The organism is Peribacillus sp. NPDC097895, from assembly GCF_050277555.1.
Taxonomy (GTDB): Bacteria; Bacillota; Bacilli; order Bacillales; family DSM-1321; genus Peribacillus.
The window spans coordinates 478,319-495,802 of record NZ_JBNNSH010000003.1; the positions used below are offsets into that span (position 1 = coordinate 478,319).

Sequence of the window (17,484 nt, forward strand, 5' to 3'; positions counted from 1 at the left end):
CACAGCTTCCCATTATTCATCATGAAAAAATGAGCATTCCCACTCAAAATATACCGAATGGATGGGAATGTGCCCAAGGTCATATATGTAAATTAATAGATTAGATAGCAATCCCGTTCAGATTTTAGTATGATGAAACGTAGGGATTTTTTCAAATTAATTGGGAGGTTCAATATAAATGAGCTTACTTTCTATAGATAAATTAGCACACAGCTTTGGCGACCGTACCTTATTCAAGGACGTTTCTTTCCGCCTGATGGCCGGCGAACATGTAGGTTTGGTCGGGGCAAATGGTGTAGGAAAATCAACGATGATGAATATCATTACTGGACAGCTTATCCATGATGAAGGCCGGGTGGAATGGACACCTGGTATCGAATATGGCTATCTTGATCAACATACGATACTTTCAAAGGGTAAATCGATTCGCGACGTCTTAAGGGATGCCTACTTACCTTTGTTCGAGCAAGAAAAAGCACTAAATGAAGTAACCGAGAAAATGGGGACGGCCACTCCAGAAGAACTTGAAGAACTCTTGGAACAAATGGGTGAAATTCAGGACAAGCTTGAAGCAGGCGGTTTCTACAATCTGGATATTAAAATTGAAGAAGCGGCACGCGGGTTAGGACTGGATGCAATTGGATTGGACCGTGATGTCTCTGCCCTAAGTGGTGGACAACGGACAAAGGTTTTACTAGCCAAGTTGCTATTAGAACAACCACAGGTCCTGCTGCTTGATGAACCGACCAACTACCTGGATGTGGAGCATATCCGCTGGCTGAGCAGCTACTTAAAGGAATACCCTCATGCATTTCTATTGATTTCGCATGATACCGAGTTCATGAACGGCGTTGTCGATGTCATTTTCCACCTTGAATTTTCTAAATTGACCCGTTACACGGCGACTTATGAAAAATTCCTTGAGCTTGCTGAATTGAATAAGAACCAACATATCAATGCTTATGAAAAACAACGTGAATTCATTAAAAAGCAGGAAGATTTCATTGCAAAAAATAAAGCCCGCTACTCAACGACCGGTCGAGCAAAGAGCCGTCAAAAACAATTGAATCGCATGGAACGTATCGATCGTCCTGAAACTGCGATGAAACCGACCTTTGACTTCAAGGAATCTCGTGCGAGCAGCCGTTATGTATTTGAAGGCGAGGATATGGAAATCGGCTATGACCGCCCGCTGCTTCCGAAGTTGACGATGACCATCGAACGAGGAGAAAAAATTGCCGTGGTCGGCTGTAACGGAGTTGGGAAATCAACGCTTTTAAAAACGATTTTAGGTAAAATTGACCCTCTTGGCGGTAAAAGATCACTTGGTGATTTCCTTTTTCCTTCTTATTTTGAACAAGAAGTGAAAGCAGGCAATACGACACCGATCGACGAAGTCTGGAATGCTTTCCCGCATCTTGACCAACCGCAGGTACGTGCCATTCTTGCTCGTGTCGGATTGAAAAATGAACATATTACACGTCCAATGAGCCATTTAAGCGGTGGTGAACAATCCAAGGTACGCTTATGTAAGCTTATGCTTACCGAAAGCAATTGGCTATTGTTCGATGAGCCAACGAACCACTTGGATGTTGTTGCAAAAGAAGAACTGAAACGTGCATTGAAAGAGTATAAAGGAACCATTGTCCTTGTATGCCATGAGCCTGATTTTTATGAAGACTGGGTTACAAAAGTATGGGATGTAGAAGAATGGTCGGCCCAAAATTAATTTTTTTAAGGGGATGTCGCAGAAAAGCGGCATCCCCTTTCTTATGAAATAAATAAAAAGCTGACTGAAAAAGGCTCATTCAGTCAGCTTTATCCCTTAATCATTCACCTTACAGATCATACCCGTTCCGCCACCAAAGTATATGTTTTCGGAAGGCCAATATCATGGATCTTATGATTCGGCTCTTCCTCGAGTACTTTAATGACAAGCCCTGATTGACCAATTGCCGTTATAAGTTCCCCGATTGTCCATTTACGCTGTACAACTTTTGAAAGGCTCTCTTTTTCTTCATCAGGCATATGTTTGGAAAAAGCGACCACATTGTATTCGATTGCCGGAGCAAAATAGTTGCCTGTAATCTTATGCTTTTTACCATTAGAAGTAATGAGCTTTGTTGAAATGGGGTGAAATTCATGCAGGATGAATCGGCCTCCAGGGGTCAACATCCTTTTAATTTTTTCAAAAAGCGGCTCCAGATCAATTAAGTAGTGAAGCACACCAAGCTCCATTAAAACCAAATCCTGATTTTCTGATTCATGCTCGGATGATAAAGAGAGAACATCCGAAACGATATACTCGATGGAGACATTGGCCCCATTGGCAAGCTCATTTGCAAATGTTGCGTTTTCCTGCGAAAAATCGACAACTTTCACTTTGGCTCCCAATATGGACAGGGCGACTGCTTTAACACCATTCGACCCCATTAGATGGGTAATTTTTTTACCGGTTACATCTCCCATATATTTATAAAATGGGTGCAATCTCCACTTTGGATTTTGCTTTATTTTGGATGCCAATTCTACGGGATCGCCATAACGATTGACAAGCGCCAGATAATTATTCTGGTTCCATGCCTGTTCATTTTCCGCCGTGAATCCCTGCTGTTCGGCAGATAAATAAGCATGAATCTCGTTACTGTACCTTCTCATTTCTTCGTCGTATAAATAACTGTACAATGACGTGCACCAAACCTCCATATCCCCCATTTTTATGGACAAACGATAGGGGTCGGTTTTAATGGTCGTGTTGAACCTGCAGCGAACAGTGACAGAAACCCCCTCAACATCCATTAGAAAGGAAGAGGTCTCTGGATTTTTTTCAAGCTTTGTTGGGGAGTATATGAAAAAAAGATCCATAGCCTCATTAAAGACATCCCATTGTACATCCAGGTTGATGTTCTTATACTCTTCAATATCCACTCCTTGCACGAACAGAGCAGATCCACTTGTATATTGGTAGGGAATATTAGCTTGATCCAACATGTTCCCCATTAATGTGATTGTATGATAAAAACTCGCCTTCATATTAACCTCCTAAACATCAAAAGAGCATAACAATTATTCTTCTATAGCAAATTTCAAACCGATACTCGAAATAGCAATCAGCTCTTCATCATGGCGGTCAATGCCATAAACGAGTAATGTAACCAGCATATATATTGCTCTGAACCTCGCTAAGCTCTCTGTTTCCTTTTCTATTTCACCATAGATCTCAAAAAAGGATTGGCGAGCCTCCTTAGGAAAATAACTGTATAAAAAGGAAAAATCAATGGCTGGGTTTCCGATATGGACATCTCCCCAATCAATGATACCAGTGAGAATACCCTCGCCATTCAATAAAACATTCCGGATATGAATGTCTCCGTGAACGAGTGTAATGGGATGTTGAACATCCACGTCGCCTAGCCTTTCAACAAAATCTTTAACCGCATAAGCCTGTTCATTGTATCCTAGCTTTAATAGCGTTGAGACATTTTCCATTAGTGACTTTTGGCGAAAGTATACATCTAGCCTTCTCAATCCATCAGGTTGCACACCTAAACTCCTGGCCTTTTCTACAGGAAAACTGTGAAGGACTTTCAAAAAATGGGCAAATCTTTTTGCCGATTCTACCTTATTTGCAACAGATCCTTCTACAGGTAAATGTCCCTTTACGATTTTATAACCTGTAAAAGGATATGGATAGATGGTACTTGGTTTCCCAAAATAGACCGGCTCAGGGATATCAAGCGGCAGTGTACCTGCAATTGAAGGCAAAAGCTGATTCTCCACCTGAATCAACGTAACTGCTATAGGGCGTCGAGGGAAACGGAATACAAATTCCCCATTGATTTGTATGACCGTATTATCGAAACCCTCCCCAAGTTGCTTGATCACGTTCAACTCGATTTCTGGAAACTGAAGCCTGATCAATTTCCCTGCCAGATCTAAGGAAACTGGATATTCTGCCAACCAAGGCTTTTCCACACCCGTCTCCTCCTTTTACCGGTTTCTCCCTCTATTGGGGCTGCTTCCTGATCCACCCCTGCGATTACTTGGCCCCTGTGTACTAGTTGTTGATCTACGTTGACCTCCTCGTGGATGGTCACGCATTGATCCACGGCTATCTTCCGTGCGGCTTCCCCGCGGGTTCTCTCGTCTTGGTCCGCGGCTGTCTTCCGAACGACTTCCCCGTGAATCCTCACGTTTGGGTCCACGACCGTTTTCCATCCGGCCTCCTCGTGGATTTTCCCTCTCGATTTCACGATTGTCAGTTTGGTTTACAGATCGGTGACTACCACGATTCGGTCCTCTCGTATCTATCCGTTCCCGATGGCGTCTTCCCCCTCCTGTACGTGGTCGACGGGCACTCTCATCAGAGGTATCTTCATATCGTTTCTTTTTATGTCCCACCTCATCAGGTTGGAACATTGTGACTCCTTCAATCTTCCTTCTTTCGATCTTCATGGAAATCCCTTTTTCTATATCGCCTAAAAGCTGAAGATCCTTCGTTGCAATAAAGGTTACAGCCAAGCCATTCTCACCCGCTCGCCCTGTACGGCCAATTCGATGGATGTAACTTTCCGCATCTTCAGGAACATCATAATTAAATACATGGGTCACGCCTTCTACATCAAGCCCTCGTGCCGCAACGTCCGTTGCCACTAAGTATTGAAGCTTTGCATCCCTGAAGTTTTTCATGACACGCTCACGCTTTGCCTGTGAAAGGTCCCCATGAAGTTCTTCGGAATTGAAACCTGCTGCTTTTAGAGCATCATTCAAAACTGAAACGCGACGTTTTGTGCGGCAAAATATAATCGCCAAGTATGGCTGTTCTTCTTTGATAATGGTAATTAATGAAGACTGTTTGGCACGATCGGTCGTCTCGATGACAAGTTGCCTGATTTGTTCGACCGTCACTTGCTCAGCTTTTACAGCGGCAGTTAATGGTTTATTCATGTAACGTTTAGCCAGTTGATGAACTTGTTCAGGCATCGTGGCGGAAAAGAGCAAAGTTTGGCGTTCATCTGGAAGTTGTCCCATGATTTCTTCCACTTCTGGCAAAAATCCAATATGGAGCATTTGATCAGCTTCATCCAGCACGAGCGTTTGAGTTTGGGTTAGATCAATGGTGCCTCGACGTAAATGATCCAATAGCCTGCCTGGTGTGGCAACCACTACAGATATATTCCTTGTCAGTTTCTTCATTTGCTGCTCGACATCCTGTCCGCCATAAACAGCAAGCACCTGCAACTCTTCGATTTCATTAGCGAATTTTTTCAATTCCGCAGTGATTTGCAAAGCCAATTCTCTAGTTGGCGTAACGATCAGGGATTGTATGTGGGATGCAACCGGATCGACTTTTTCCAGGATTGGCAACAAAAATGCCAAGGTCTTCCCCGTCCCTGTCTGCGCCTTCGCGATGACATCTCTTCCAGCAAGGATATCTGGTATCGCTTTCTCCTGTATAGGGGTCGGATTGGATATTCCTATTTGCTTTAATATCATGTTAATCGCCGGGCTGACGCCAAGGTCGATGAAATTTGTCATGAATTGTCCTACTTTCTGAATTTCTTCATTTTATTAACTAGTAAATCTTAAGGGAAATGGCATGCAGCTTCCTTCAACTTAAGGTCATTTATCTTATTCTAAGCTATTTGTTAGTATATCATTATCTATTTTCGAGAAAACGTGTCACTTAAAATTTTTCATCCTATTGTACTTTAGTTGCTTTTCTAATATAATTTATAGGATTTATTATCATATAACAATCGAGCTACTTACTTGAAAAAGGGTAAGCGTCTCCTCCTTGTAGAATTATGCAAGGATTTTTTGTATATAAAAAAGGAGTGTCCGCATGTTTAAATTAAAAGAACGGGATTCAAATATCAAGACGGAAGTACTTGCGGGGCTTACAACCTTTTTAACACTAGCTTATATCATCGTTGTAAACCCAATGATTCTTTCTGATGCCGGTGTTCCTTTCGATCAGGCATTCACAGCAACCATAATTGCAATAATAGTCGGGACCCTATGCATGGCCCTATTAGCCAATTACCCGATTATCATAGCGCCTGCCATGGGATTGAATGCTTATTTTGCCTACTCGGTACTGGGAACCCATGATATTACATACACAGTTGCCTTCTCTGCAGTCTTTGTCACCGGTATCATCTTTATCCTTTTATCCCTAACCTCTTTCCGCTCAAAATTGATCGAGGCCATCCCAAATAACTTGAAGCATGCAATCAGTGCCGGAATCGGGCTGTTCATCACCTTTATCGGACTTCGCTTGTCAGGTGTCGTAACACGGCATGAATCCAACCTGGTTACCCTTGGAAGCTTCAGGGACCCTAGTGTGGCGCTTACATTGGTTGGTTTGGTCATAACGATCGTACTGATCGTTCGCAATGTGCAGGGAGCGATATTCATCGGAATGATCGTGACGGCCATAATCGCTTTCTTTACAGGTCAATTGAAAATAGATGGACTAGTCTCCACACCTTCATTACCTGAAGGAATAATTGTCGCCAACCCCATCACATCTATTGCGGATGTCATTAACTACGGGCTTTATGGCGTCGTCTTCTCCATTCTGCTTGTCATGCTGTTTGATACGACCGGAGCTTTATTGGGGATTGTACGTCAAGCAGGATTGTTAAAGGATAATAAGCTAGAAAAATCCGGCAGCGCCTTTTTTGCAGACTCCATCGGCACTACTGTTGGCGCCATGTTCGGTACAAGCCCGACCGCTGCCTCGGTTGAATCTTCAGCTGGGGTAGGGGCAGGCGGCAAGACAGGTTTAACCGCGCTTGTAGTGGCCCTCCTTTTCTTAATAACCGCCTTCTTCAGCCCGTTGATAGGGGCAGTCTCAAATGTAGCTGCAATCACGGCACCAAGCTTGATCATCGTGGGAAGTATGATGATCAAAAGCATAAACGAAATTGACTGGACACACTTCGATGAATCATTTCCAGCCTTTTTGGTCATTGTCGCCATGCCGTTAACATCAAGCATCGCCAACGGGATAGCACTTGGATTCATCGCTTATCCCATTTTAAAAATGGCTAGAGGAAAATTCCGCGAAGTGCATCCGTTCGTGTACATGTTTGCGATTCTATTCCTCTATCAACTGATTTTCTTAGCTTGATCGTTTCAAGAGGGACCCCTGAGGTTCCTCTTTTTTTAATGAATTCCTTTCCAAAAAAGAAGGATATCCAACTTGTCGTCAGATATCCTCCTACATATTCACTGGTTCATTTGATCAAGGAAATCACCCAGGAGATCATCAAGATTTTCCTCTTCCGGTTCCGATTCTTCCTCTTGTTTTGCGGGTTCATCCAAACTCCAATCAAAATCATCCAGATCTTTCTTAGGCAAGTCCTCCCGGACCTCCTCAGCTTCTTGTTCTTCAGGCTCAGCCTGCATAAATGATTCATCATTCGATCCATTACTGTTCAAAGAGGCAAGTAAGGCCGTTGCGCGTAGAGGATCGGATAAAAGGTTGTACATAATCGTTCCAAGCATAGCTTCTGAGTGGGAATGCTTGAGCCAATCACGCTGAGATTTGCTTAGCTTGTTCGGCATGGGCAGGGCAATCATTTCCCGATCCTGATGGGTGGATTGCCCGACTCCATCGAGAACATACTCGGCAATTTTACTGGAAAAATTCCTTCTTTCCGTTTCCTTCAATTTCTGCAGCTGTCTTAACGTATAATCTGATACATCCGAAGGAATACGAAAAGTGATGGCTTGTCCTCTTTTAATTTCAGAAGAAGCTGTTTTTTTCATTCTCTCACCTATTTAATAGAACCCGTTCTTTGTTCTTTCTTCTTTTGCTGGGATTGATTCTGTTCCTTTGAATTCCGTCGGTTGAAATCGGAAATCAATTTATAATAGGCGTTTGCCATCATCCAAACGCTTTCCCGCTCGTCTTCGAAAAAGTCTATATTGTAGCCATCAAAATTTTGATTCAATGTTTTCAAGTAATCTTTCAGGACAATCGATCCCCCGCCGACAAAATAGCAGATTTCCGTTTGAGAATTTTTTTGCCATACGTTACGCAGGTGACGATATTGCTTTTTGGCAAGTTCACCTAAAATGCGGTCAACGATATCATGAACGCTTGTCCTGCTTCCGCGAACCATAATATGATTACGATCATTTTTCTTCGTGATGATTTCAACGACATCGCGCCTGCTATCCAACTCGACACCATGTTTCTTCCTGATTTCTTCACGAATCGATTCAAGTGCTTCAGCTACTCCTAAATTGAATCCTTGCGCCTTGTCATCGTCGACCTTACGATTTTTAATGACCGCGATATCCGTCGATAATCCACCGATATCCTGAATGAGTATTCTTCTATCTATTAATTCACGGTTAATGATATTCAAATCTTTATCCATGACCAAATTTATGTATGCAGCGAAGCCCTCTGGATAGACTTTCACTTCATCGAACTTGATATTCACCTTCATGCCTTGATATTTAGGAGTAATTAAAAATTCCACCTGATGGACGGAACCAAGTAATTTCGAGCGGTACCCAACGTCTTTCCCTTCTTTAACCTCCCGAAGTGGCAACCCTGTTCCAAGCGTATAGTTGGCTTCCACAACGTTATTCACTTTTTTGAATGTATCGTTGTTCCCCAACTTGGCAGCGTCTAATGCCAAAGCCGCAAAAAGCATGACTAATGTTTGATCTTCTTCCGATTTACTGCTTCCTAAATCAAGTTCTGTTGGATTATCACTTTTTGTTGCCAAGTTTCCAACGCGATAAATCGCATTATTGTCTTGCAGAGCCGGTGAATGGACCCTAATATGAATCCCTTCCAATGGGTTTTTTTCATTAAGTTCCTCAATCCCAATGACCGGACGGTCCTCTATGTCTTTTGCAATGACATTTGGTATATATAGTTCAGACTCTAGCTTTCCAAAAATAGCTTTGATAGCATCATTTCCTACGTCTACTGCTGCGATTCTAGAACTCATCTAAAAACATCCCCTTTTTATAGAAAAAAATTTAGTGAAGCATTCCCTTTAAGGATAGGAAAAGTTTCCACGATAGTCAATGCTTCATTAGTAATAGCTATATTTGTCGAATTGTTTTCAAATTGTTTACAATAGGAACAAATATGTATACACCTTATATATAGCTATGTGTACGCGTTTGTACACACGTATACGTAATTGTGTACGATGTGTCTTTTTTTGTTTACACGTATACACTTTTGTACACAAACCATATATTGTATTTTTAATTGATCTTTCTCCCTGCAAAAATAAGCGTATAAATAGCGAGTTTGGTTATGGTAATAAATGGACAACTCACCTATATTCAAGCGAATACCGATGAATATAAAAGTAAAATTCAAGGCTATGTTACAGGTACAGGTTGATATTTTGTAAATAACTATATCCTATGTGAAATTAAAAGCGTTTCTATTGGTCATCCTGATATTAATGCTAAAATAAATATGAGATTGTGAAGGTCTCCCCTGAAAGTAAGCGATTATTACTTGGCGGATGAAGAATATATAGGAACATCGATTACGGGGTTAATTGATGATTTGAAAAGGCATAAGATGTTTATAACCTAGCATAAGAAAGAAGAGTATCAAGAATCAATTGATAAAATCTCCAATCCTAATATAAAACAAATTTTTCTTATTAGTGATTAAATGTGAAAATTTTGTTCAACTAACTTGCTACTTTAGTAAACTGACAGCTCATTTTAATGTTCCAATTTGAAATAGAAGGCGGTGTTTCTAAGTCTTAACGTTTCTGCGGTTTCCCAAGTTCCGTGAACACTCGCTATGATAAGCATTACCTTTTTCTTACTCAAATCACTTTCCATTTTTCTATTGTCAAGGAACAGAAACCACACTAAATATAGCTGTAAATATTTCTTAGATACTCCATTAAATCGACTCAACCATTTCTTTAGTCGGGAATGTAATTATTTATATTATTAAGATGATAGATGCCTTTCTTGACGTATTCTTTCTTACTGCCATTTATGATAATGTGTTCAACATCGTTTTTAGTCGAATAAGATTTATAAGAATGATGAGCATCAGAAATAAGCACCATATCACTTTGGAAATACGTTGTAAGGGTTGTATCAATTTGCTCTGTTAGAATTCTACCTGAACCGACACACTTCGAGAGGGTTGTTTTGTTTCGGTCTATTGCGACCGAGACACAGAATTGTTCATTGGAGATACCTCTCTTAGTAGCTGAGCCACCACGTTTTCTTGATTTACGGTTCGAAATACCCTTTCGATCTATATGACTTTCTAAGAAATAGGTTTCATCTACTTCTACTATTCCTTCAAATGTACCCACACTTTCTTTCACAAGAGCTGATAACACTTTATGTCTCCAGTAAAAGCAGTTACGTGAGTAATACCAATAATTTCAGCAGTTTTACGAAGAGATAAACCTTTCAGCATACATTCAATAAACCCGATCCATTTGTCTGCCTTTTTCGAACGATACATAGGGGAGTTTGTCAAATGGTAGCTCAATTCAAGACACTTTGCACTTATAACGTTGACGACCATTTCGCTTACCCTAGCAAACAACTGACATACTTCCACAATGTCGGCAATGAAAGCCGTGATAAAACTTCCAGGATACCACAAATGATTACGGTTTATTAAAAAACAACCAAGAACTTTAACATAGCAAAACCTATCGAAACTAGCCATTCGCGGGGATTATGCAGAAGAAATCCCTTTCTCCTTTCCTTGTAAATCTTCCATGATCCAAGCACAGTTTCACCCCTCTAAAATTTTTAACGGCCCTCCTCTCCACGATTCTGGAGGCTGAAAAAGTTTCCACGATAGTCAACCCTTCATTAGTTGTAGTTATATTTGTCGAACTGTTTTCAAATTGTTTACAAAAGGAACAATTTTGTATACACCTTATACATAGCCATGTGTACGTGTTTGTAAACATGTATACATATTTGTGTACTTCCCATCTATTTTTGTTTACATGTATACATATTTGTAAACAAACCAAATAATGTATTTTTTTAATCTTTCTTCTTACAAAAATTAGCGTATAAAATGCGGATTTGGGTATGGTAATAAATGGACGATTCACTAACTGAACTGTATGGAGGTATTCAAATGACTGAAAAAAATACAGACCTTCCCCGATTTCCGGAACCCTATTGGCGCAGTGCGTTAACTTTCCCTTCTTTTTCTAAACTAGATACAGATATAACCACTGATGTCTTAATAGTAGGTGGTGGAATTACTGGAATCACTTCAGCTTATTTACTAGCTAAACAAGGTGTTAAAGTCACACTGATTGAAGCAGGCGAAATCCTTACTGGAACAACAGGACACACTACAGCAAAAATCACGGCCCAGCATGGCCTGATTTACGACCAGTTGATCACTGACCATGGTGAAGAGAAGGCCAAACTTTATTATGAAGCCAATACTGATGGAATGGACCTAATCAAAGACTTGATAGAGGAACATTCCATTGAATGTAATCTGACTGCACAGGATGCCTATATTTACGCAAATACGGATGAATATAAAAGCAAAATTCAAAAAGAACTGAGAGCCTATCAAAAACTTGGGATTCGAGGCGATTATGCAGAAGAAATCCCATTCTCCATTCCTTGTAAAGCTGCTGTGATCATGAAAGATCAAGCACAGTTTCACCCGTTAAAATACTTAACTGCCCTCATTTCGACAATTCTCGAAGCAGGAGGCACCATTTATGAACGGACCACGGCAATGAAGATTGAAGACGGCGATCCACCAACCGTTCTGACGGATACCGGACATACTATCAAAAGCAATCAGGTTATCGTCGCCTCCCACTTTCCTTTTAATGATGAAGCGGGCTTATACTTTGCCCGTGTTCATGTAAAAAGATCATATGTACTTGGAATTAAGACTGAACAGGAATATCCTGGTGGGATGTATTACAGTGCCGACAGCCCTACCCGTTCCCTTCGCTATACGGAATTGGACAATGGGGAAAAACTTATACTGGTTGGCGGAGAAGGCCATAAAACGGGGCAGGGAATCTCGACAATCGAGCATTATGAAGCCCTGAAGGACTTCAGTGCCCAGTATTTCGATGTGAAGGACATTCCCTACCGCTGGTCGGCACAAGATATTGTGACACCGGATAATATCCCCTTTGTCGGTCCAGTGACACCCAATCATCAAAACGTCCTGATAGCTACCGGCTATGCGAAATGGGGAATGACGAATGGATCGATTGCTGCCAAAATCTTGACTGACCGGATTTTGCAAAGAGATAACCGGTATGCGGAATTGTATAATCCTGCCCGTTTAAAAGGCGTGAAAAATATGATTCAAGATAATGCTGATGTGGCGAAGCATCTGATTAAAGGCAAATTGGCCGTCATTGATAAAACGCCAGAAGACTTAGGCATCGATGAAGGGGCAATCGTGAAGGTGAATGGAGACAAAGCTGGGTGTTACCGTGATCATGATGGCCAGCTGCATATAGTCGATTCCACATGTACACACATGGGATGCGAGGTTGAATGGAATAGCGGCGACCGTACTTGGGACTGCCCATGCCATGCCTCCCGCTACTCTATCACTGGTGAAGTTTTAAATGGCCCTGCTGTCGAACCATTGAAAAAAATACGCTAATGGTCAATTTGTGATTTTATCTAATAGTCGACTAGGTCTGCTGTTTTCCTTATACTAAAGTTACTGCATGAACGAATGGTTGCAAATAACTCTAAAAAGGATTGAATCGAATATGAATGGTAAAAATCGAAAAGATATTACACCAGGCACCTCTGTGGACATTGTACTTAAGGCGGATCAACGCAGCGGAAAACTGACGAGCGGCACTGTAAAGGATATTTTAACCAACTCCAGCAGTCACCCTCATGGAATTAAAGTAAGATTGACTGATGGCCAGGTTGGCAGGGTTCAAGTCATTCATAAGTAATGTGCACTCGGTCCAGGCCGAGTGTATTTTTTTGATTTTCAGAAGGAATCGTTAACGAGGTGGATATTTCAATCATGTTTCCCGCTCATACTTCGTACAATAGGGTTGAGATTATCTCTTTTAAAAAGGCTGGTGTCAAAATGAATCAAGAATATAATGCCCCTGATCGGAATGATTACCGAAATGATGAACATACATTGAAAGTTTCCGGCTCAGAGACGCTCTCTGCTGCCCCGGATCAAGCGACGATCACCCTTGGGGTCATAACAGAGGATGAAGACCCGCAAAAGGCCCAGCAGGCCAATTCCCAAGCAATTGCAAATGTCATCGAATCACTTAAATCCGCTGGCATTCCTGAAGAGCAATTGAAAACGAGTGATTACAGAATCGATCCACAATATGATTATATTGACGGAAAAGAATTGTTCAAGAACTACAAAGTCCAGCACATCCTCCAGGCCCAAACGACCGACATCGAAAAAATCGGCAGCATAATCGACACGGCAGTCAGAAGCGGTGCCAACTCAATAACAAGCATCCGCTTTTCCTTATCCAATCCAGAAGCTTACTATAACCAAGCACTCTCGCTCGCTTTAAATAATGCATACGAAAAAGCACTCTCGATGGCTCGAACACTGGGAATCTCACTGAACCCAGTCCCTACTAAGGTTGAAGAGGTATCTGAAACGGCAACTCCAATGCTTTACCAAACAAGTACCTTTTCAAAAATGGCGACTACCCCGATTCAGCCTGGAGAATTGAACATCACTGCCTCAGTAAGAGTCGAGTATACGTATTAAAGCACTCATTCCATATAAAAACCCCCTTGGAGCAAACCAAAGGGGGTTTTTCACTTTAAAAGACTACCGTTTTATTTTCATGAACAAGGACCCGGTCCTCCAAATGCCATTTAACGGCACGTGCCAGCACCCTGCGTTCAGCGGAACGACCGATTTTCTTCATATCCTCTGCAGAATCACGATGATCCACACGTTCAATATCCTGCTCGATGATTGGTCCTTCATCCAAATCATTCGTCACATAATGAGAAGTCGCCCCTATCAGCTTGACCCCGCGGTCATATGCTCTTTCATAAGGCCTTGCACCAATGAATGCAGGTAAAAATGAATGATGGATATTGATGATTTTATTTGGATGGGCGGCTACGAAATCCGGCGTCAGGATCTGCATATACCTAGCTAGTACAATTAGGTCTACATTGTATTCTTCCAGAAGTCCAAGCTGCTTTGTCTCCACTTCCTTGCGTATATCCTTATTTGCAGGAATATAATAAAAAGGGATCCCCATCGATTCGACAATTTGCCTCGTATCTTCATGATTACTGATGACTAGCGCAATATCGGCTAATAAATCCCCGCTTTGCCACTCCCAGAGCAATTCCAGTAAGCAGTGCGGTTCTTTGGAGACGAAGATTGCCGTCCTCTTCAAATCACTCACATGATTAAGTGTCCATTCCATCGAAAACTTTGTCGAAACTTCATGAAAGGCCACTTCCATATCCGCTGCCCTATCCTTTAATCCTGGGCAATCGAATTCAATCCTGGTAAAAAAGGTGCCGCCCTCAGGGTTCAACGAATACTGGCTCAACTCGACAATATTTGCATCATATTCTTTAAGAAAGGCCGTAACTGTCGAAACAATCCCTGGTTGGTCCGGACATTTTATAATTAAACGGCCTCTATCTTGATTTTTTTCACGAAATTCCTCTAACTGCTCTTGCACAAAGTTGCTCACCATTTTCCCAACTGCCCTTCTTCTATTTTGCTACATTATACTTCAATTCATAGGCAAAATTAAAGTCAGTCAATTAATTAAGGATTTGCGTGAAGGCCGCTACTATTTTATCCCCTTTTTAATAGATACTATTCCCGGATATCTTTTACTAATGTTTTAGACAAGCTAAATAATAGAAGTGATCTAGTTATGAGAATGAAAAGATACCATTAGTTCTCATCCTCTATTAAAAGGCACTATCATTCTTCCAATAAATAACTGGTGAATTTAAAGGAAATGAAGGCAAAGGCCGAGAACCTTTAAGAGTGCATAATAAAAGGGATTTTTTATGAAAAAATGGTCTGTGCATGTCCAAGTTTTTTTACTTCAGGATAATTTCCCTAGTGATTGAGGTTATCCACTACCTCATAAGGGTATAGACCATTCGATTAGTTTTTTTCAAAGGGGGAAATGAAATTATCATGAAATCATCCGTTACATTCATTCTATCCATACTGGTCATTCTTGGACTTTTGTCCGGCTGCGCTGAAAAAGACCAGCTAGAGGATGGGAGTAAGCTGATCAATAAGGATCAGTTTGTTTTCGCTGCATCAGGTGAATTCAAACCATTCAGTTATGTCAATGATGACATGACCGTAACAGGATTCGATATTGAAGTCGGCGATGCCATTGCCAAGGAACTCGATTTAGAGCCGGTGCCTAAACGGATAAAATTCAAAGGTATCGTGGAAGGTGTCAAAACCGGTCGGGCAGATGCCGCGGTTGCCAGTCATACGATCAATGAACAACGAAGTAAACATGTTGCCTTCTCCACCCCTTATTACTACTCAGGTCCTCAAATTTTCGTCCGTAAAGATAGTGATATTAAAACAGTGGAGGATTTAAAGGGAAAGGAAGTTGCGGCTTCTAAAGGCTCCACATACGCAACCACAGCAGAAAAGTATACAAACAATGTAAAAACCTATGACAGTGATATCACCGCCCTTAAAGCATTGAGCGGAGGACGTCATGATGCCGTCATCACCGACTTTGTAACCGGCAAGGAAGCGACCAAGGAAGGTTTCGACATCGAAGGACGACAATTGATCGAACGAAGCGAGCAGGCCATCGTACTGCCTAACGACAACCCACAGCTGCTTGCACGCATCAATGAAGCACTTGAAAACCTCCGGGAAGATGGAACACTTGCAAAAATCAGCAAAAAGTACTTTGGTGAGGATATCACAACAAAGCCTGAATAAAGATTGATAGAAAGGGAGTCATTACATTGCCAAGTTTTTCACATTTTTTTGATACATTATTTAGCTCCTCAGACGTATTCATCCGAGCCATGCTCCTCACTTTGGAACTGACGGTAGTCTCCATATTGGTAGGAATCGTCATCGGGTTGCTATTTGCACTTTTAAAAATATCCAATATAAAAATTCTTGCGTGGATTTCAGATACATATGTATTCCTGGTACGGGGAACACCACTTATCGTACAGATATTCATACTCTATTTCGGTATCAGCAATCTCTTTTTACTACCAGACTTCTGGGCGGCGTCACTTGCCCTTGCCTTCCATAATGGGGCTTATATCTCCGAAATATTGCGTGGTACGATTCAATCGATCGACAAAGGCCAAATGGAAGCCGGACGCTCTCTTGGCATGAGCAATTCACTCGCATTAAGACGAATTATCTTGCCTCAGGCCTTCCGTCGCGCATTGCCGCCGCTAGGCAACCAATTCATCATCGGACTGAAGGATTCATCACTGGCAGCCTTCATATCCATGAATGAGCTGTTTAACGTAGCCACCACGTTAGGTTCGAATAATTTCGATGAAATGACGTATTTATTGATTGTAGCGGTCTACTACTTGATTCTTGTGGCATTCCTGACCATTATCGTCAATTTATTCGAAAAGAAACTGTCCATAAGTGATCGATAGGGGGAATTGAAATGGAACAAAAAGAAATGATTCGCATTAGGAATCTAAATAAATCGTATGGAAACCTGCATGTACTCAAAGATATTGATATGAAGGTACTGGATAGCGATGTAGTCTGTCTGATCGGACCAAGCGGTTCCGGAAAAAGCACCCTGCTCCGCTGTTTGAATTATTTAGAGAAGAAAGACAGCGGGCAAATCCTCATTGAAGGAACGGAGGTCACACCGGGTACCCATGATATTAATAAAATCCGTGAGAAAGTCGGAATGGTTTTTCAGCATTTCTATCTCTTCCCGCACATGACCGTCCTTGAGAATGTCATCGAAGCGCCGACTCACGTCAAAAAGGTCCCGAAGGCACAGGCGATTGAAGAAGCAAAAGCATTGCTTGCCAAAGTCGGCTTATCAGATAAAGCGGATGTTTATCCAAGCAAGCTCTCAGGCGGCCAGAAACAGCGTGTTGCCATAGCCCGCGCCCTTGCCATGAAACCTGATATCCTACTCTTTGATGAGCCTACCTCCGCTCTGGATCCCGAACTTGTCGGGGAGGTTCTGGCTACGATGAAGGAACTTGCGTTGGAGGGGATGACAATGGTAGTCGTTACACATGAAATGAGCTTTGCCCGTGAAGTTGGCGATTGGATTGTCTTCATGCATGATGGGAGGGTTGTCGAAAGCGGACCGCCAAAAGAATTCTTCACAAATCCAAAAGAAGAGCGGACAAAAGAGTTCTTGCAAACGACAGTCTTTTGATCTGGCGGGAACAATTCGTTCTTCATTGCCGATAATCCGGCCTTAACCGTGGAGATTTCGGTATTCTCCACCGATATCCGGGCCTTGA

At 41.8% G+C, this 17,484-nt stretch carries 14 protein-coding genes and 1 pseudogene; 8 read left to right on the plus strand and 7 right to left on the minus strand.

All coding sequences use genetic code 11. From position 1 onward, the window contains the following. Positions 1-178: 178 nt before the first annotated feature. Positions 179-1,729 (plus strand): ABC-F family ATP-binding cassette domain-containing protein, encoded by a 1,551-nt coding sequence (locus tag ACQKMH_RS18580; RefSeq protein ID WP_427588914.1) that lies wholly within the window; start codon positions 179-181, stop codon positions 1,727-1,729. A gap of 116 nt (positions 1,730-1,845) precedes the next feature. Here the strand turns inward: ACQKMH_RS18580 and ACQKMH_RS18585 are convergent, their stop codons facing one another. Genes ACQKMH_RS18585 through ACQKMH_RS18595 form a run of 3 tightly spaced genes read right to left on the minus strand, consistent with a single transcriptional unit; the run spans position 1,846 to position 5,538 of the window. Next, positions 1,846-3,033 (minus strand): class I SAM-dependent methyltransferase, encoded by a 1,188-nt coding sequence (locus ACQKMH_RS18585; protein ID WP_427588915.1) that lies wholly within the window; start codon positions 3,031-3,033, stop codon positions 1,846-1,848. Between the two features lie 33 nt (positions 3,034-3,066). Further along, positions 3,067-3,975 (minus strand): phosphotransferase, encoded by a 909-nt coding sequence (locus ACQKMH_RS18590; protein ID WP_427588916.1) that lies wholly within the window; start codon positions 3,973-3,975, stop codon positions 3,067-3,069. Between the two features lie 15 nt (positions 3,976-3,990). After that, positions 3,991-5,538: a DEAD/DEAH box helicase gene (locus ACQKMH_RS18595; protein WP_427588917.1), complete on the minus strand. Its 1,548-nt coding sequence runs from the start codon at positions 5,536-5,538 to the stop codon at positions 3,991-3,993. Between the two features lie 307 nt (positions 5,539-5,845). Here ACQKMH_RS18595 and ACQKMH_RS18600 point away from each other — a divergent pair, with 307 nt between their 5' ends. Continuing rightward, positions 5,846-7,138 (plus strand): NCS2 family permease, encoded by a 1,293-nt coding sequence (locus tag ACQKMH_RS18600; protein WP_427588918.1) that lies wholly within the window; start codon positions 5,846-5,848, stop codon positions 7,136-7,138. A gap of 98 nt (positions 7,139-7,236) precedes the next feature. On the opposite strand, the gene ACQKMH_RS18605 is transcribed toward ACQKMH_RS18600, so the two are convergent. From ACQKMH_RS18605 to ACQKMH_RS18615, 3 genes and pseudogenes are all read right to left on the minus strand, one after another. Next, positions 7,237-7,779 carry a hypothetical protein gene (locus tag ACQKMH_RS18605; protein WP_427588919.1) on the minus strand — a complete coding sequence of 181 codons (543 nt, stop codon included), beginning with the start codon at positions 7,777-7,779 and terminating at the stop codon, positions 7,237-7,239. Between the two features lie 8 nt (positions 7,780-7,787). Then, positions 7,788-8,981 (minus strand): ParM/StbA family protein, encoded by a 1,194-nt coding sequence (locus tag ACQKMH_RS18610; protein WP_427588920.1) that lies wholly within the window; start codon positions 8,979-8,981, stop codon positions 7,788-7,790. A gap of 742 nt (positions 8,982-9,723) precedes the next feature. Further along, a pseudogene (locus ACQKMH_RS18615) lies at positions 9,724-10,622 on the minus strand (IS1595 family transposase); the annotation flags it as partial. 506 nt (positions 10,623-11,128) lie between these two features. Here ACQKMH_RS18615 and ACQKMH_RS18620 point away from each other — a divergent pair. The 3 genes from ACQKMH_RS18620 to ACQKMH_RS18630 all read left to right on the plus strand — a co-directional run bounded on the left by ACQKMH_RS18620 (position 11,129) and on the right by ACQKMH_RS18630 (position 13,756). Continuing rightward, entirely contained in the window at positions 11,129-12,649 is a 1,521-nt protein-coding gene (locus ACQKMH_RS18620; protein WP_427588921.1) for an FAD-dependent oxidoreductase, read from the plus strand. A gap of 112 nt (positions 12,650-12,761) precedes the next feature. Continuing rightward, complete coding sequence (locus ACQKMH_RS18625) at positions 12,762-12,956, plus strand: YwbE family protein (protein WP_057914066.1); 195 nt, start codon at positions 12,762-12,764, stop codon at positions 12,954-12,956. 140 nt (positions 12,957-13,096) lie between these two features. Continuing rightward, the gene (locus tag ACQKMH_RS18630) at positions 13,097-13,756 is read left to right on the plus strand and encodes an SIMPL domain-containing protein (RefSeq protein ID WP_427588922.1); all 660 of its coding nucleotides are present in this window, start codon (positions 13,097-13,099) and stop codon (positions 13,754-13,756) included. Between the two features lie 55 nt (positions 13,757-13,811). Here the strand turns inward: ACQKMH_RS18630 and purU are convergent, their stop codons facing one another. Continuing rightward, positions 13,812-14,714 (minus strand): formyltetrahydrofolate deformylase, encoded by a 903-nt coding sequence (gene purU / locus ACQKMH_RS18635; RefSeq protein ID WP_377355319.1) that lies wholly within the window; start codon positions 14,712-14,714, stop codon positions 13,812-13,814. A gap of 458 nt (positions 14,715-15,172) precedes the next feature. Between purU and ACQKMH_RS18640 the strand changes: the two genes are divergently transcribed. From ACQKMH_RS18640 to ACQKMH_RS18650, 3 genes are read left to right on the plus strand one after another with little or no spacing between them, the layout of a single operon-like run. Beyond that, positions 15,173-15,952 (plus strand): transporter substrate-binding domain-containing protein, encoded by a 780-nt coding sequence (locus tag ACQKMH_RS18640; RefSeq protein WP_427588923.1) that lies wholly within the window; start codon positions 15,173-15,175, stop codon positions 15,950-15,952. 26 nt (positions 15,953-15,978) lie between these two features. Continuing rightward, positions 15,979-16,644, plus strand: a complete 666-nt coding sequence (locus ACQKMH_RS18645) for an amino acid ABC transporter permease (protein ID WP_063234250.1) — start codon at positions 15,979-15,981, stop codon at positions 16,642-16,644. A gap of 11 nt (positions 16,645-16,655) precedes the next feature. Beyond that, positions 16,656-17,396: an amino acid ABC transporter ATP-binding protein gene (locus ACQKMH_RS18650; RefSeq protein ID WP_427588924.1), complete on the plus strand. Its 741-nt coding sequence runs from the start codon at positions 16,656-16,658 to the stop codon at positions 17,394-17,396. Positions 17,397-17,484: the final 88 nt, after the last annotated feature.

Excerpts from the sequence above, each read along its gene's own strand:
- ACQKMH_RS18600 (WP_427588918.1), top strand. The coding sequence starts at position 5,846 with ATGTTTAAATTAAAAGAACGGGATTCAAATATCAAGACGGAAGTACTT.
- purU (WP_377355319.1), bottom strand. The coding sequence starts at position 14,714 with ATGGTGAGCAACTTTGTGCAAGAGCAGTTAGAGGAATTTCGTGAAAAA.
- ACQKMH_RS18640 (WP_427588923.1), top strand. The coding sequence starts at position 15,173 with ATGAAATCATCCGTTACATTCATTCTATCCATACTGGTCATTCTTGGA.
- ACQKMH_RS18605 (WP_427588919.1), bottom strand. The coding sequence starts at position 7,779 with ATGAAAAAAACAGCTTCTTCTGAAATTAAAAGAGGACAAGCCATCACT.
- ACQKMH_RS18625 (WP_057914066.1), top strand. The coding sequence starts at position 12,762 with ATGAATGGTAAAAATCGAAAAGATATTACACCAGGCACCTCTGTGGAC.
- ACQKMH_RS18650 (WP_427588924.1), top strand. The coding sequence starts at position 16,656 with ATGGAACAAAAAGAAATGATTCGCATTAGGAATCTAAATAAATCGTAT.
- ACQKMH_RS18595 (WP_427588917.1), bottom strand. The coding sequence starts at position 5,538 with ATGACAAATTTCATCGACCTTGGCGTCAGCCCGGCGATTAACATGATA.
- ACQKMH_RS18610 (WP_427588920.1), bottom strand. The coding sequence starts at position 8,981 with ATGAGTTCTAGAATCGCAGCAGTAGACGTAGGAAATGATGCTATCAAA.
- ACQKMH_RS18620 (WP_427588921.1), top strand. The coding sequence starts at position 11,129 with ATGACTGAAAAAAATACAGACCTTCCCCGATTTCCGGAACCCTATTGG.
- ACQKMH_RS18580 (WP_427588914.1), top strand. The coding sequence starts at position 179 with ATGAGCTTACTTTCTATAGATAAATTAGCACACAGCTTTGGCGACCGT.
- ACQKMH_RS18585 (WP_427588915.1), bottom strand. The coding sequence starts at position 3,033 with ATGAAGGCGAGTTTTTATCATACAATCACATTAATGGGGAACATGTTG.
- ACQKMH_RS18630 (WP_427588922.1), top strand. The coding sequence starts at position 13,097 with ATGAATCAAGAATATAATGCCCCTGATCGGAATGATTACCGAAATGAT.